We start from the raw sequence: 15119 nt of genomic DNA on the forward strand, positions 1-15119 counted from the left end.
TGTGACACCTTAACCGCTTGATCCAGTTACAAGAGAAGTTCATCATCCGTATTATGATTTGCCGGATGAGGGAATAAGGAGATTTTTTAGATTCAGGCCTAAAATCATATCTTTTTTTTCAGGAGGTATGTTTAGCCTTTCTATTTTTGAGAGCTCATACAGGGGATCTCCAAACGGAAAATCAGAGCCGAACATAATCCGTTGGCAGCCATACCTGTTTATATAATCCTTGATCTCATACGTTGAGGCCAGAGCCGTATCGGTATAGACATTCGGTATGTCCCAGATTCCTTTATTCAACAAGCTGTTATATCCCCCGTTTAATATGCCCAGGTGCGGTATTATTATCCTGATACCGGAAGCTATTTCCTTGATAAATTTAATTGTGTTGCTTAACTCCTCTTCAAAAACCACCGGCATGTTTCTGCGCCTGATTTCATTGACGGCCTTTTCGCATAGCGGGTCGTCATAATGATAAACCGGTTCATCAGAATGCCTGTGCCACTTGATGCCTTTATGCTTATCCGTAAGCTGATCAACGGCAAAATCATTCCATATGAAGAAATATGGAATTACCCTTAAATCTTTATTTCCGATCTCAAGTAAATGCTGATTAGATTTTTTTCTTCTTTGCTGCCAGTCAGAGTCATCCTGGAAATTATAATCATAACGATCATAAATTTCCATAACCGGGGAAAACATTGCGACTTGTTTTATTTTACTCCCCCGTACAAGGGATAGATAATCATCGAATGCTTGCGTAGTCGATATATCTTGTATTCCGCAATGAGCGTGTGCGTCTGTGATATATGGTAACATTTTTTTAATCGATTATCCTGTCCGTATCTGTATAAGCAAATCCGGGCGCAAATTCAACCAGGTTATTTTTTACCGGGTACTTATTCAACCTTGATCCTGGTCATTTCTTTTTTGTCTCCGGCAGATGCTTTTTTTTCAAGAACCTCAATTTTAGCATCTACCAGTGATCTTATTCCCTTGAAAAATTCAACCCGGGATCGCGTCATATGCTCATAAAATTTTGATTTTTTACCGAAAGCTTTCCCAAAATCGAAATAAAATTTACCGATCGGACAAAGTTCCATCTCTTTTTTATTCTTTTCTTTATCCATGATCCTCTCCTTTAAAATGAATACATAATTGCCGGTCTTCAAATGTTGCATTAACCGATTGTGCAGCCGCCACATGTCTTGGCAGCAGTATGTGCCTTTTAAAACCGGTTACCCGGATAATCAATTCGTCTGAAAGCTTGCTTATTTCAATATCCTTTTTTTCAAGAAACGGCAGATTCATTGTCAACAGGTATTCCCCGTTTTGTTTTGTCAGATTATACGGTTTACCTTCAAAAAATCTATCCAAAGGATTTTTGTTTCCGTATATCTGATCAGCCAATGCTTTGAGATCATTATACCCCAGCACTTCGCTCTTGAATAGATTAACCGGAAATATAGGAATCGGGCTAAAGTAATCTTTTGCTTGATTGACATATTGTTTCTGGTTGCAGATCCAGTTTTTAAAATAAACATCATTTACTTCATCAGGCAAGATCCGGTTCATAACAATACCGTCTATATTCATATTATAAAGGCAAAAATACATAAAAGCCCGCTGGGTCTCTTTTAAAACGATTTTTTCAGGATTGCTAACCAGGCGAACTGTCGTGATTTTCGGATCAACAAGGATTGCATCAACTCCTTTTAAGCGATCAAACAGCTTCTCAACAGCAGCAAAATAGTCATCACCCGGCAAGGGGACATCATAAATTTTCTTTGCCACAGGGCGTATATACTTTGTGACGGCTCGCTCTATTTTGAATATTTTTTTCATATACCACTCTAATGTGGTCGGAATACTGATAAATCTCAGGGATTCACCAGTGGGCGCACAATCGAGTATGATTACATCAAAAGTTTTTTCACGAACATAGTTGTTGATGTAAAGAAGCAGGCTGACCTCTTCCATCCCCGGTAAAATGGCGAGTTCTTCAGCCAGAATGTCATCTAAACCGGCAGTATTTAAAAGAGTCGAAAGATATGAATGGATAACGCCCCAGTTTTTTTCAATCTCTTCCTGGATATCCAATTCCTGTATCCACAGATTTTCGCCGAGTTTTACAGGTTTTCCCTTGTTTTGATCTATAAGTTTCCTATCCAGATCAAAAATATCGGAAAGACTGTGCGCAACATCTAAAGACATTATCACAGTCCTGCGACCGGCTTCAGCAGATTTGATTCCCGTAGCAGATGCGACGCTTGTTTTTCCTGTCCCGCCTTTTCCAGCGAAAAAGATGATTCGCACCTTAAACTCCCGACTCTTCTTGTTAAAAAAAATTACTTTTTGTAGTAAGTATGCTTTCTTTTAAGCTTTTTCAACTCTTCCCTGGTGAATGGTTCAGCATAAAGTCCCATCTGGACAAGAGGTTTTTGCTCGGGCTTAAAAGTTACCCATTTGTCGTCTTCTTTTTTGAAAAACGGCCATTCCAGTAGATCAGGAACTAAAGGAACTACTCCTTTGTAGAAATCGGTTTTTCCGTCCTTAACGGTCGCCATGGCAAATTTTTCGCCGGAGGATAGTATATTAACAGCTTCCGTTTTGTGGCATTCTTCGCATTTTCTGCCGTCGCTCATGATTGAATGCGTTAAATAAGGAGCATAAACGATAAAAGCCTTATCATCGGCTGAAACTAAAGTCTGCAAACTGCCGCTGGTAATTTTTCCTTTATATTTAACCAAAAGTAAAAAATCTTTTATTTTTCCGGTAAAACTTTTAGGTTTGCTTTTAGTTCTTGCAAATTCGCCAAAATGACAATTATAACAAGTCATGGTGTTTTGAACATGACAGGCATTGCACTCAAGCTTCCCCTTATGTATTCTGTGGGATTTGGTGGCTGGTATGGCAGGATAATCTTCCGAGTCTTTTGTATGGCAGTTGGTGCAGGCGGCATCCTTGGCATTGGGATCCCGCATGGTTTTGTAAAAATTTCCATCTCCGTGGGTTTCCCTTGGGGTGTGACAATCGGCGCAGGTCAGGCCGGCCTCCATATGGACATCCTGAGTGTTTCGACTTTTGTCCATTTTGCTTATAGCCTTCTCTCGAGCGTGGCATTTAAAACAGGTTTCATTTTTTCGGGCTGTTGCCAGCGAGAAAGCGGGCCCTTTTTCCGTTTTTTCAAGGTGGCAGTCAGTGCAGCCTTTGGCGTGACATTGTTTACAACCAAGCTCGTTATAAGGCATGCCGGTCAGGGCCATAAAGCCATCCTCAGCTTCATACCAGTAGCGCATACCTTCGCCGGTTTTGTGAAGGCTCTTTGAAAAGAAACAACTATCTTGTCCCGCATGAACAGCTCCATTATTTAGCGCCAGAAAAATAATCATGATAAATAAAGGTAGAACAATTTTTTTTTGCATAATTTTCCTCCTTATTATAATTATTTAATAATTTAAAGTATAGGCAATCTGCCTGCAATAAGTCAATGTATAATCGTAAAAATGCATCATGTAAAGAAAAGCTTGACAATAACGGGGATTTCCTGTTTTGGATGTTCGAAGCCTGTGGGAAAATAAAAATTTTTATTTTATGATATTTTGTAACCGTGAACGGTTACAATATTTTTTAATATTGAATAGTGAGAATTATGGAAATACAAGAGTTGACTGAAAGAGTGGAGCGGGAGAGTGTAGCAGTAAGGAGCATTACGGCTGAACTGGAAAAGGTTATTGTGGGCCAGCAGGGTCTGATAGACAGGCTTCTTATCGGTATACTCTGTGACGGCCATCTCCTTATCGAGGGGCTGCCCGGCCTAGCAAAGACAACCGCCGTAAAGAGGCTGGCTGCTATTATCGACTTAAGTTTTCAGAGAATCCAGTTTACGCCGGATCTTCTGCCGGCCGATATAACCGGCACACAGATTTTCAGGCCTGATACATCCGATTTTGAAGTCAAGAAAGGCCCGATTTTTCATAATATAATTCTGGCGGACGAGATAAATCGAGCGCCGGCCAAGGTGCAGAGCGCGCTGCTGGAGGCGATGCAGGAAAAACAGGTGACAGTGGGAGACGAAACTTTTATGCTGCCTCTGCCGTTTCTCGTGCTTGCCACCCAGAATCCCATCGAGCAGGAGGGCACCTATCCTCTTCCTGAGGCCCAGGTCGACCGCTTTATGCTTAAAATCAAGATAGATTATCCTGGAGAATCCGAGGAAAAAGAGATAATGAAACGGGTTTACAGCGGTATTGATGAGATATCGGTTGAAAAAGTCGATTTTTCCGTTATTGCTTCCGCTAAAAAACTTGTGGGCAGTATTCATATGGAAGAGAAGTTGATGGATTATATTGTGCGTATAGTCAATACCACCAGGAAACCGTCTGATTTCGGACTCGACTTGCGTCATTTGGTTGCATACGGAGGGTCCCCCCGGGCATCTATTTATCTTGGCCTGGCCGCAAGAGCCCATGCTTTTCTTGCAGGCCGTGGATATGTTACGCCCCAGGATGTTAAAAGTATTGCTCTTGATGTGCTGAGACACAGGATTATACTCAGTTATGAGGCCGAAGCAGAGGGCCTGTCCACAGATGATATTATTGTTCAGATTCTAGACCGTCTGGAAGTGCCCTGATCAACTATGCTGTCAAAAGATCTTATAAAAACGATTCAAAAGTTTCATTTCAGGACCCGCCACCTGGCTAACGAAATGTTTGCAGGACAGTATACCAGTGCCTTTAAAGGAAGGGGCATGGAATTTGCTGAAGTCAGGGAATATATGCCCGGAGATGATATACGTACCATCGACTGGAATGTTTCCGCCAGGTTCGGCCGGCCTTTTGTAAAAATGTTTCATGAAGAGCGGGAGCTCACTGTAATACTTTTAATCGATCTCTCCTCATCCAACATGTTTGCGACAAAGAAGCGATTTAAAAGAGACCTGATAGCCGAAGTCGCAGGCACCCTTGCTTTCCTTGCCATAAAAACCAATGACAAGGTGGGCGCTCTATTTTTTACTTCATCGGTGGATAAATTCATTCCCCCCAAAAAAGGAAGCGCCCATGTATGGCGGCTGATAAAGGAAATCTTTACCCCAGGGGAGTATGCCCCGGGGACTGATATAGAATCAGCGCTTACATATCTGAATCGGACTGTCAAAAGGAACAGCATAGTATTTCTGCTCTCCGATTTTATCGATTCCGGTTATGAAAAGGCTTTAAGGATTACTTCCAGAAAGCACGATCTTACAATGATACGTGTAGAGGATGACGCTGAAAAGAGTCTGCCCGACATAGGGCCGGTAACTTTTACTGATCCCGAATCCGGAGAGATATGTCACGTTAATACGTCCAATCGGCGGGTAAGACGTTTATGGACAGAGGAAAGTCAAAAAAAGGAACGCGAGATTCACAGGATATGTTCCAGCTGTGGAGTATCTCTTATCGAACTTAACACAAATAAATCTGCGATTAAGCCTCTCATGAGATATTTTCTGGAGAGAGGGCGCAGAAGATGAGATGAAAAACAATTATTTTATTATTATTATAGTCATCCTTTTTATTCTGGTTGCAGATTATTCGTTTCCAGCCGGAATAATTGCAGATGATGATTATGGCGTGCGCGCGGAATTTATACAAGGAAAAGCTGTTCCTGGAGATATTGTAACTCTCCGCTTAAAATTTAAGATCCCGCCTGGATTTAAACTTCCCGAGAACCCCGAAATTGCCGGTTTAAATGGCTTTGATATAGTTAAAAAAAGAACTATGACAGACGGAATCGATATAGACATTTTTGTGGACCGCATGGACGATCTTCATCTCACTGCTCTTGAAATTTACTTATATAATAAAAAAGGCGGGCAAAAAGCGCTGAAAAGCAATCCCGTTGTTCTATTTGTGAAACCGAAAATAATCGTTAAACCTACAGAGAATCTTCTGAGGCCGGTAAAGGGAATAATATCCAGTGGGTATGGGCTAAAGAAGGTTCTGTTAATTGTTTTTTCAGCCATATGCATTATTCTTGCTGCCATTGCTGCTTATTATTATTTTATTAAATATCGCAGAAACAAAAAATCCGGCCCGGCAGCTCCGGTTTTACCTCCCCATATTAAAGCCTTAAATAGAATCGACAGCCTTGTATTATCCGGAATTCCGGATAGATACGAAAGAAGGAGCTTCTGTTTTATTTTGTCCGAAATTTTACGTGAATATGTAAAAGGGATCAGGGGCTTCAATGCGCTTGAGATGACGGTGGATGAGATAGCCAATGTAGTAAAAGAAAAGGATGATATTAAACTGCTGGGTGTTTTAAAAAAAATGGATCTGGTAAAATTTGCGGATAATTTTATAAGCGCTTCGAGCCTGGAAGAACAGGTCGGATTATCGCGGGCATACATCAATAAAACAAAACCGGAGGAAATATAATTGTACCGGTTCGCATACCCCTATCTCTTGTTTCTGCTGGTTTTGATTGCAGGAGGCGCTTTTTTGGCATACAGGAAAAAACCCTCTGCCATAACCTTTTCCCGGGCTTCGGATTTATGCAGCCTGGTTGGAAAAGGGTCGTTTATGCTGGTCAAAATACCGCTGATTTTAAGGATAATCGCCCTGGTTCTCCTTGTTATTGCTGCTGCAAGACCACAGAAGTATAATCTCTCTTCAGAAGTTAATACATCCGGTGTCGATATAATACTCGCTATTGATACTTCCGGCTCTATGCGGGCTCTTGATTTTTTTATAAAAAAAAAACGAGTGAACAGGCTTGATGCAGTAAAACATGTTGTGCATGATTTTATAAGCAAAAGGGAGCAGGACAGGATAGGGTTGATTGTTTTCGGAGAGAAAGCCTTTACGCAATGCCCTTTGACCATGGACAAGGGCCTCCTGCTTAACCTGGTTGCCGGCATGAAGATAGGTATGGCCGGAGACAGCACCGCCATCGGTCTGGCAACTGCACTGGGAGCCAAAAGGTTGAAAAATATTAAGGCTGAATCCAGAGTTTTGATTCTCCTGACGGATGGTCGAAACAATGCCGGCGAAATAGATCCAATGCAGGCGGCTGAAGCGGCTGCCGCAACAGGCGCCAAGATATATACAATCGGTGTGGGAGGGTTCGGGCCGGCGCCGTTTGTTGTTGATACGATATTTGGAAAACGTGTTCAAAAAGTAAAGCTGGATCTGGATGAAGATACATTGAAAAAAATCGCAGCGGTTGGCGGCGGCAGGTATTTTCGTGCATCAGACAGCAAAAAATTACAAGAAATTTATAATATAATAGACAAGTTGGAGAAAACGGAAATAAAGGTAAAACAATTTTTTAATTTTGAAGAATTATACAAGTATTTTTTGTTTCCGGCTTTATTGATCCTTATCTTGGAGCTTCTCACAAAAAGTTTGATTATAAGGAGTGTGCCGTGAAGTTTGAATCTGCCTGGGCATTTTATCTTTTGTTTATTATTCCGGTAATAATATTTCTGATTGTATTTAAAAACCGCAAAAAAAAGGTTGCGCTCGGGCTCTTTGCAGATGCGAATCTTTTGCCGGATCTGATTTGGCCGGGTTTGGCCGGGAATGTAAAAAAAGGGATACTGTTTTTTAAAGGACTCTTCTTTGTATTTGCTGTTATTTTTCTAATTCTGGCATGCGCCGGACCCAGATGGGGATCTCATTATCAGGACGTGCAGCGTAAAGGCGTTGATATCATTTTTTTGCTTGATGTATCTTCCAGTATGCAGGCTCAGGATGTTAAACCGGACAGGCTTGAAAGGGCCAAGCGAGAGATAACCGATTTTTTAAAGATAGTAGAGGGCGACAGGGTAGGGCTGGTTCTCTTTGCAGGGGATGCTTTTGTCCAGTCTCCTTTAACACTCGATTATGATGCTCTCTCCATGTTTTTAGCCAGTGTCACCCTGGATACTTTGCCTGTTCCGGGGACTGATATTGGTAATGGGATTAAAACAGCCTTGAATGCCTTTAACTTTAAATTTGCAACGGACAAAGTGATTGTACTAATAACCGACGGAGAAGATAACGAGGGGCGGGGGCTGCAACAGGCTGCCAAAGCAATGGAGAAAGGCGTGAAAATATTTGTCTATGGCATTGGAGATCCTTCAGGCGCTCCAATACCGGATGAAACAGGTGGATTTAAAAAGGATAAAGACGGCAACCTTATCATGTCTAAACTCAATGAAAAAGATTTAAGAAAAATATCGGAAGTTGCAGATGGACGGTACGTCAGGTCCGTAACCGGAGATCTTGACCTGGACAGGCTCTATTTTGAAGGGATAAAAAAAAAGACAGAGGCAAAAGATCTTGAAAGCGGTAAAATCAAGGTTTTTGAAGAGAGGTTTTATATATTCACCTGGCTTTCCATTATTTTTCTTATTATCGAGGGAGTTATCGGCCTTAAAAGACGCTGCACAGGATTCTTCCTGATTGTTGCCGCTCTTATTTTTTGTTCGGAAAATCGCGGGGTTGCGAATGAGAACCCTGAAGAACTCTATCAGCAGGGGCATTACCAGGAAGCGGAAAAGGCTTTTATCAAAAAAGATATGAATCACCCTGAAGATGTTCGCAACAGGTACAATCGGGGCTGCGCATCTTTCCAGAATTCGAATTACGAAGGCGCTTCCGCTGCATTTCGGAGCGCCTTAAAAAGAACTGATGACAAGAAAATTTCGTTTAGGGCGGCATATAATCTCGGCGCTTCCCTTTTTAAGCAGGGTGATATGCAGGCTGCTGCCGATGCTTTCAAACAGGCGATCAAGTTAAATCCGGGAGATGAGGATTCAAGATATAATTACGAGCTTGCTTTAAAGATGGCGGAAGAAAAGAAGCAGCAGGAGCAAAAGCAGAAAGAAAAACAGGATAAAGGCCAGGATCAGAATAACAAAGATGACAAGAAAAAAGAGGATTCAAAGGATCAAAATAAAGAACAGGACAATAAAAAACAGGGTAATAATGATGCGAACAACCCTGAAGATCAGAACAAAAAAAATCAAGGCGGGAAGAGTAACGAAAAAAAGAAGGCGGAGAATAAAAACCAGGATAACGGTCCGGATGGCCAAAATGATCATGACAGGAATAAAGAGGAGCCGGAGCAGGGGAAAAAGCCCGATCATCTGGGGAACGGTGGTAATGAAAGTCAGGGTGCCGGTACCTCAGGGGAATATCAAGCCGGCGATATGAACAGGAATGAGGCTGAAGCCTTTCTCGATAATATTGACGAAAATCCTTCGGAAATTAATCGTTTCAGGTTTCGCGGAAAGGATCGTCTTCCTTCATCCGGCAAGGATTGGTAGATGATTGTATATATGCATTTTATAAAAAAAATATTCTGTCTTTCTATCATTCTGGCTATCATTCCGGTTTTAACATTTTCTTTAAATGTTTATGCAGATATCTCCGTCGAGCTTACCCTCGACCGGTCATCAGCTTTATTGACTGACACGGTTGAGATGAAAGTAAAAGTTACGGGAAATCGAAAAAGTAACTTTCCGGATATTGATGGGCTCTCTTCCTTTGATGTGGTCAATGGCGGTACTTCGACCAGGCTGGAAATAGTAAACGGCCGCATGAGCTCCGGCGTTGAATATACATTTTATCTTACCCCGTTAAAGCTGGGCAGTTTTGTTATCGGCCCGGCCCGGGTCAGGATAAAAAAGAATGTCTATGCAAGCAACAATGTCAAGCTGATAGTTTCAAAAACACGAGATAATAAATCAAGCGATAATAAATTAAAAAATGAAAACCGCTCCCTGTTTTTGAAAGCCCTGATTTCAAAAAGCAAACTCTATGTCAACCAGACTGTCCTCTATACCTTAAAGCTGTTCAGAAGTGAGCAGGTTTCCGATATATCCATTGAAATGCCCGAGGTTGAAAATCTTGTTTTTGAATCCATTGCAGAACCTAAAAAATACCGCACAATAATAAATTCCAGACAATATGAAGTCATCGAGCTGAAATATATATTAATACCAAAGAAGGAAGGAGAATACAGAATCCCGGCGGCTGTCATGAGGATGACCTGCTATGAAAGAAGCCAGCGCGGGAATTTTTTTCAGGATCCTTTTTTCCAGGATCCTTTTTTCAGTATGTCGAGTGGAAAACCGGTCTATCTTTCATCCAATGAGATTCAACTCGATGTTGAAAAGCTTCCTGATATGAACAGGCCGGATAATTTCAGCGGTCTGGTCGGCAGGTTTGAAATAAAGGCAAAGCTGGATCCCTGCGAGGTTAAGACAAACGAATCCGCCACATTAACCATAACCGTCAAAGGCACAGGTAATGTAAGGCAGATACCTGATTTGAAGCTTCCCGATATAGCTGGGCTTAAAGTATACCAGGACAAACCGCGGTTGAATATTAACAAGAATGATTCTTCAATTTTGGGTGAAAAGATTATGAAATGGGCCATTGTTCCGGAAAAGGGCGGCGCATATAGAATACCTGTTGTAGGGCTGTCGTTTTTTGATCCTGGGCAAGAGCGTTACCGGGAACTCGTGACAGAGTCTTTTATGTTAACGTCTGTTAAGGTTCCCGGTGAAAGAGGGCGGGTGATCAATCCATCAACTGCGGATGATGCTGCCGCCGGCGGCGTGGGAATAAAAAAGAAGGATAAACAGGAGATAGTGCTTATAGGGAAGGATATTTTCCCTGTGCATACTGCGGTCGATCCGATTAAAGGATTGAAACAGCAGGAATTTTTTAATCAGATATTTATCTTTCTTATGTTGGCGCCTCCTTTTATCTGTCTGCTGCTATTTGCCGGCAGAAAATTTTTCAAAAATAATAACAAAAACAGATTAATTATAAGATCAAAGAATGCAAGAAAAGAGTTTATGAAAAGAGTTCGGGGCAAAGATATACCCATGGAAAAAATTCATGCAGCCGCCATCGATTATATGAATACCAGGTTCCTGTTAAAAGGCGGGTTGCTGACATCTGATGAAGCCCATGACTTTTTGATCGAGAGAGGGGTATCCTCCAATACGGCTTCCATGTTCAGGAAGAGTATTGCGTATATCGAATCAGTAATTTTTACGGGCGAAAAAACAGATAATACGGATTCAATTCGGGATGAATTGATACGGATTATTAAATCCCTGGACAGGGAGGCGCAATGAGATTTTTTTGCATGATAGCATTTTTATTCCTTTTTTTATTGAATCCGGCCTATGCTGTCGATTCCGGCTATGACAATCTTTTTTTCAAAGCAAACAGTTTGTACTTTAACGGTGAGTTTGAGGCTGCCGTTAAGACATACGAATCAATATCAAAAAATTATAAATCAGGATTACTTTTTTATTCTGAATCCTTCGGAGAGTTATTTTATAATATAGGTAATTGTTATTTTCGTTTAGGGGAAAAGGGGAAGGCGGTTCTTAATTACGAGAGAGCGCGGTTCTTTATGCCGCGGGACGCGGATTTGAAATATAATATAGAGTATCTGCAGAGTATGACTGAAGATAAGATATCCCGGAAGGATAATATAATCAGCGATATTTTTGGAGTTAACTTTTTCTCCCGGACCGAACTTGCCATGATATTTTGTACAGTCAATTTCTTTCTCTTTTTATTTTTGTCTGTACGTATTTTTTTTAAAGCGGAATGGACTTTTTATCTTGTTAATATTTTTTTAATATTCTGGATTGTTTCTGGTATTTCTTTCGCCATAATGTTAAAAGAAACAACTTTTGATGACAGGGCAGTTATACTTAAAAAGGAAGTTAATGTCATGGCAGGGCCCGATCAGGATGACACCTTGCTTTTCAAGGTACATGAAGGCGCTATGGCGTATCATGAAAGAAACGAATCAGGCTTTTCACTCATACGTCTTTCGGACGGGAAGCGGGGCTGGCTGGTTTCATCTGCAATTGAAGACATAATGCCGGCAACCAATTAAACAGCGCCTGAACGAAAAGCTAAAATTGTCATATTTCCGGTAGGTTAAGGGTATTTTTCAAATCGGGGTTTTTGAGCCATTAGCCATTAGCCATTAGCCATTAGCTGTTAGCATTTAGCTGTTAGCTTTTAAAATTAAACAGATAGTTCCTTGAGCCAATAGCTAACGGCTAAATGCTAACAGCTTTTCGAAAATTTTCGTTTTTTTAATAATCTCTAATAATGTTTAACTATCCGAAATGGTATCTGTTTTTAGTTTTCGTTCAAGCACTAAAGAGACTTAGGTTAACATGATTTATAACAGCATTCTGGATACCATCGGCAATACGCCGATGGTACGCATAAATAATCTTAATCCCAATCCGAACGTTAATATTTATGCAAAAATTGAAGGCATCAATCCCGGCGGCAGCATAAAGGACCGGATTGGGATCAAGATGATAGAACAGGCGGAGGCCGAAGGAACCCTGACCAAAGGGAAAACCATCATTGAGGCGACCTCCGGCAATACCGGGATAGCCCTTGCAATGATAGGTAATGCCAAAGGTTATGATGTTAAAATTGTACTGAGTGAAGCTGTTTCAGTGGAGAGACGTCAGATGATCCAGGCTTTTGGAGCAAAAGTAATTTTGACCGCTGCTGCAAAAGGAACCGACGGGGCCATATTGAAGGTGGAAGAATTGCTGCAAAAATATCCTGAAAGATATTTTTGTACCCATCAGTTTACAAACAAATATAATAAGCTGGCCCATTACGAGACCACCGCACAGGAGATTTGGGAGCAAACCGGGGGAGAAATCGATTATTTTGTATCTTCTTTAGGCACCTCCGGAACATTAATGGGGGTCAGCGAAGCTCTGAAAAAATATAATCCTGGAATTAAAATAGTAAGCGCAGAGCCTGTTAAGGGTCACTATATCCAGGGACTGAAAAATCTTGAAGAGGCAATCGTACCTGCAATCTATGACAGGAAGAAGCTGGACTATATCATCATGATTGAAACCGAAGATGCCTTTGATATGATGAGGCTTATTGCCAGGAAAGAGGCAATTTTTGTTGGAATGAGCAGCGGCGCCGCAATGCTGGCAGCTAAAATCGTAGCTGAAAAAATAAAATCAGGAACAATTGTTACGATTTTTCCTGACAGGGGTGAGAAATATTTGAGTACCGGCGTATTTGGTGCAACAGATTAAAAGGAGGTAATATGGTTGAGGACGCAGGTAATGGCAGGTACGCATGGATTATACTCAGTATCCTGTTTTTTTCCCAGGTTGCGCTTTCGCTCGGCGCTTATGCATGGGGACCCCTGGGGCCCTTTATTAAAAAATCACTCTCTTTGAGTAATGTGCAATTCGGTTCTATAACATCCGTTCTTTACCTGATGTCCGTAGTATGCAGCATACCGGCAGGTGTTTCTGTTGATCGCTGGGGCGTAAAAATAAATCTGTTTGTATCTATGCTGCTGATGGGCACGGCCATGATCCTGGCCGGTTTTATGGAAAGTTATATCTGGCTGCTGATTCTGGTCGTATTTACGGGCGCAAGTTACGGCATGATCAATCCCATAGCTTCAAAAGGTCTTACATTATGGTTTGACGTAAAAAACAGGGCCACTGCTTTTGGCATACGTCAGATGGGCGTTACAGCCGGTGGAGCCATTGCAGGTATTTTATTGATTTATCTGGCCAGGTTAAAAAACTGGGATCTTGCCGTACTGGTGGTCGGCTTGCTCTCTGTTTTAATCGGGATTGCCGGATACCTGTTTTACAAAGAGGCCCCTGTGGACGTTATCAAGCCTGCAGTTTCAAAAAAAGCAACCCCAAAAATGACTATACCAAAAATGACTATATTAGATCTTTTAAAAAACCGGAATTTAATAATCTTGTGTCTGATAATGGCTCTCCTTTGCCTTGGGCAGAGCAGCATAGCCTCTTTTCTGGTTTTATACCTGAAAGAGCATTTGGGTTTAACCGCGATCCTGGCAGGTTCTTTTCTTACAATAACAATGATATGCGGAGGCTGCGCAAGGGTTTTTTGGGGAATTGTGAGCGACAGGTTGTTTCACAGCAAAAGGCTTCCGGTAATGAAAATAATATGTTTACTGGCGGCAGTAAGCGCTCTGGCGGTTTTCCTGTATGGCTCGAATCTGCCGTCTTCTCTTTTTGTTCCTGTTGTGGCGCTTTTCGGGTTTTCATACCTTGGTTTTCAAGGCATCGCGGTTGTTCTTATGGTGGAAGCCTGCGGTCCGGCGCTTGCAGGACGCGCCACAGGTCTTGGGATTACAATTGCATGGGTGGGAATGGTTCTTGGTCCGGTTGTGTTTGGCGCACTGGCGGAAGCCGGTTATCAATTTGCCTGGCTTTTTATTACGATTACATCATCGCTTTCTGTCCTGTTATGCTATACAATTAATGAATGAGTTGAAAAGCCTCCCCTTATGGAAGCAGATTGCAAGTTATCTTGTCCTCGTTCCTTAAGTAGTGAATCAAAATAATCAGATTTATCTTGGCACAAAAACTGATTTGTTCTACCTTTCTCTTCCTTCTCGAACGATATCTACTATTTCTTTAGTCGTAATACGCGCTTTAATTGAAGGAACATCTAAAGGTGAAGAAGCGATCTTTTCTGGAACCAACGCAAAAGTTCGCCCGTCTTTCCGTCGAATTAGTACCTTTCCAGTATTTTCAGCCTGTTCAAGAACTATGGCGAGCTTTTGGCGGGCTTCTGAATATGTATAAACTTGCATTTTAGACCTCCATGGTTTCGACGTTGAGATTCAGAGCAGCTTTCTTTAGCTTTCGATCCAAAGTCAATAGCGGTACTTTGTGTCTAATGGCACAATCCAGTAAATAGGCATCGTATGCATAGATGTTGGCTTGTTTGGATATTTTTAAGGCATTCACAAAATCTGGTTTTATATACCGGAGAGGGATACTATTAAAAATTACAAGGCCCTTTTGGGCTTCATCAAGTGTCAATCTGTTTTGTTTAAACATAGCCGAGAAGGCATTGCCGATTTCCCATGAAATAGAGCCAGGCCCAATGAGTGTATTCCCGGTAGTAAATTCAACAATTTTATTACGGCCGGGTTCGCCAACAATAACTGCAATCAATGCAGATGTATCAATTACAATATCCATTTTTACCCCCAGAATATGTATTGCTGACAATTGTACAACAGTGAATTTGTTTGTCAAGTGTTCAATGGAGATGAAGAAA

General features: G+C 41.5%; 15 protein-coding genes. 9 read left to right on the forward strand and 6 right to left on the reverse strand.

The genetic code is table 11. The features are described from left to right. Positions 1 to 51: 51 nt before the first annotated feature. The 4 genes from BuS5_RS02300 to BuS5_RS02315 all read right to left on the reverse strand — a co-directional run bounded on the left by BuS5_RS02300 (position 52) and on the right by BuS5_RS02315 (position 3425). Positions 52 to 819, reverse strand: a complete 768-nt coding sequence (locus BuS5_RS02300; protein WP_035264542.1) for an amidohydrolase family protein — start codon at positions 817 to 819, stop codon at positions 52 to 54. Positions 820 to 899: 80 nt separating this feature from the next. Further along, complete coding sequence (locus tag BuS5_RS02305) at positions 900 to 1130, reverse strand: hypothetical protein (RefSeq protein ID WP_027353194.1); 231 nt, start codon at positions 1128 to 1130, stop codon at positions 900 to 902. Next, positions 1123 to 2316, reverse strand: coding sequence for an ArsA family ATPase (locus BuS5_RS02310; RefSeq protein ID WP_027353195.1), 1194 nt, complete (start codon positions 2314 to 2316; stop codon positions 1123 to 1125). Before BuS5_RS02310 ends, BuS5_RS02305 begins: the two co-directional genes overlap by 8 nt. A 32-nt stretch (positions 2317 to 2348) precedes the next feature. After that, entirely contained in the window at positions 2349 to 3425 is a 1077-nt protein-coding gene (locus BuS5_RS02315) for a cytochrome c3 family protein (protein ID WP_027353196.1), read from the reverse strand. Positions 3426 to 3652: 227 nt separating this feature from the next. On the opposite strand from BuS5_RS02315, the gene BuS5_RS02320 reads away from it, so the two are divergent. The 9 genes from BuS5_RS02320 (at position 3653) to BuS5_RS02360 (ending at position 14319) form a co-directional block, all read left to right on the forward strand. Then, positions 3653 to 4633 (forward strand): AAA family ATPase, encoded by a 981-nt coding sequence (locus BuS5_RS02320; RefSeq protein WP_035264545.1) that lies wholly within the window; start codon positions 3653 to 3655, stop codon positions 4631 to 4633. A 6-nt stretch (positions 4634 to 4639) separates the two neighbouring features. Beyond that, positions 4640 to 5515 carry a DUF58 domain-containing protein gene (locus BuS5_RS02325; protein ID WP_027353198.1) on the forward strand — a complete coding sequence of 292 codons (876 nt, stop codon included), beginning with the start codon at positions 4640 to 4642 and terminating at the stop codon, positions 5513 to 5515. Between the two features lies 1 nt (position 5516). Further along, positions 5517 to 6422, forward strand: a complete 906-nt coding sequence (locus tag BuS5_RS02330) for a hypothetical protein (protein WP_027353199.1) — start codon at positions 5517 to 5519, stop codon at positions 6420 to 6422. Beyond that, on the forward strand, positions 6423 to 7415 hold the full coding sequence (locus BuS5_RS02335; protein WP_027353200.1) for a vWA domain-containing protein: 993 nt from the start codon (positions 6423 to 6425) through the stop codon (positions 7413 to 7415). Further along, positions 7412 to 9298, forward strand: a complete 1887-nt coding sequence (locus tag BuS5_RS02340) for a VWA domain-containing protein (RefSeq protein ID WP_051374610.1) — start codon at positions 7412 to 7414, stop codon at positions 9296 to 9298. Before BuS5_RS02335 ends, BuS5_RS02340 begins: the two co-directional genes overlap by 4 nt. Continuing rightward, positions 9299 to 11122 carry a BatD family protein gene (locus BuS5_RS02345; RefSeq protein ID WP_027353201.1) on the forward strand — a complete coding sequence of 608 codons (1824 nt, stop codon included), beginning with the start codon at positions 9299 to 9301 and terminating at the stop codon, positions 11120 to 11122. Positions 11123 to 11133: 11 nt separating this feature from the next. After that, entirely contained in the window at positions 11134 to 11901 is a 768-nt protein-coding gene (locus BuS5_RS02350) for a hypothetical protein (protein ID WP_157487327.1), read from the forward strand. Between the two features lie 289 nt (positions 11902 to 12190). Next, the gene (locus BuS5_RS02355) at positions 12191 to 13093 is read left to right on the forward strand and encodes a PLP-dependent cysteine synthase family protein (protein WP_198012191.1); all 903 of its coding nucleotides are present in this window, start codon (positions 12191 to 12193) and stop codon (positions 13091 to 13093) included. Between the two features lie 11 nt (positions 13094 to 13104). Then, a complete protein-coding gene (locus BuS5_RS02360) occupies positions 13105 to 14319 on the forward strand; it encodes an MFS transporter (RefSeq protein ID WP_027353204.1) in 1215 nt (404 codons plus the stop codon). 108 nt (positions 14320 to 14427) lie between these two features. On the opposite strand, the gene BuS5_RS02365 is transcribed toward BuS5_RS02360, so the two are convergent. After that, positions 14428 to 14646 carry a type II toxin-antitoxin system Phd/YefM family antitoxin gene (locus tag BuS5_RS02365; protein ID WP_027353205.1) on the reverse strand — a complete coding sequence of 73 codons (219 nt, stop codon included), beginning with the start codon at positions 14644 to 14646 and terminating at the stop codon, positions 14428 to 14430. A 1-nt stretch (position 14647) separates the two neighbouring features. Beyond that, the gene (locus BuS5_RS02370; RefSeq protein WP_027353206.1) at positions 14648 to 15040 is read right to left on the reverse strand and encodes a type II toxin-antitoxin system VapC family toxin; all 393 of its coding nucleotides are present in this window, start codon (positions 15038 to 15040) and stop codon (positions 14648 to 14650) included. Positions 15041 to 15119 lie beyond the last annotated feature (79 nt).

Source organism: Desulfosarcina sp. BuS5, from assembly GCF_028752835.1.
Lineage (GTDB): Bacteria > Desulfobacterota > Desulfobacteria > Desulfobacterales > BuS5 > BuS5.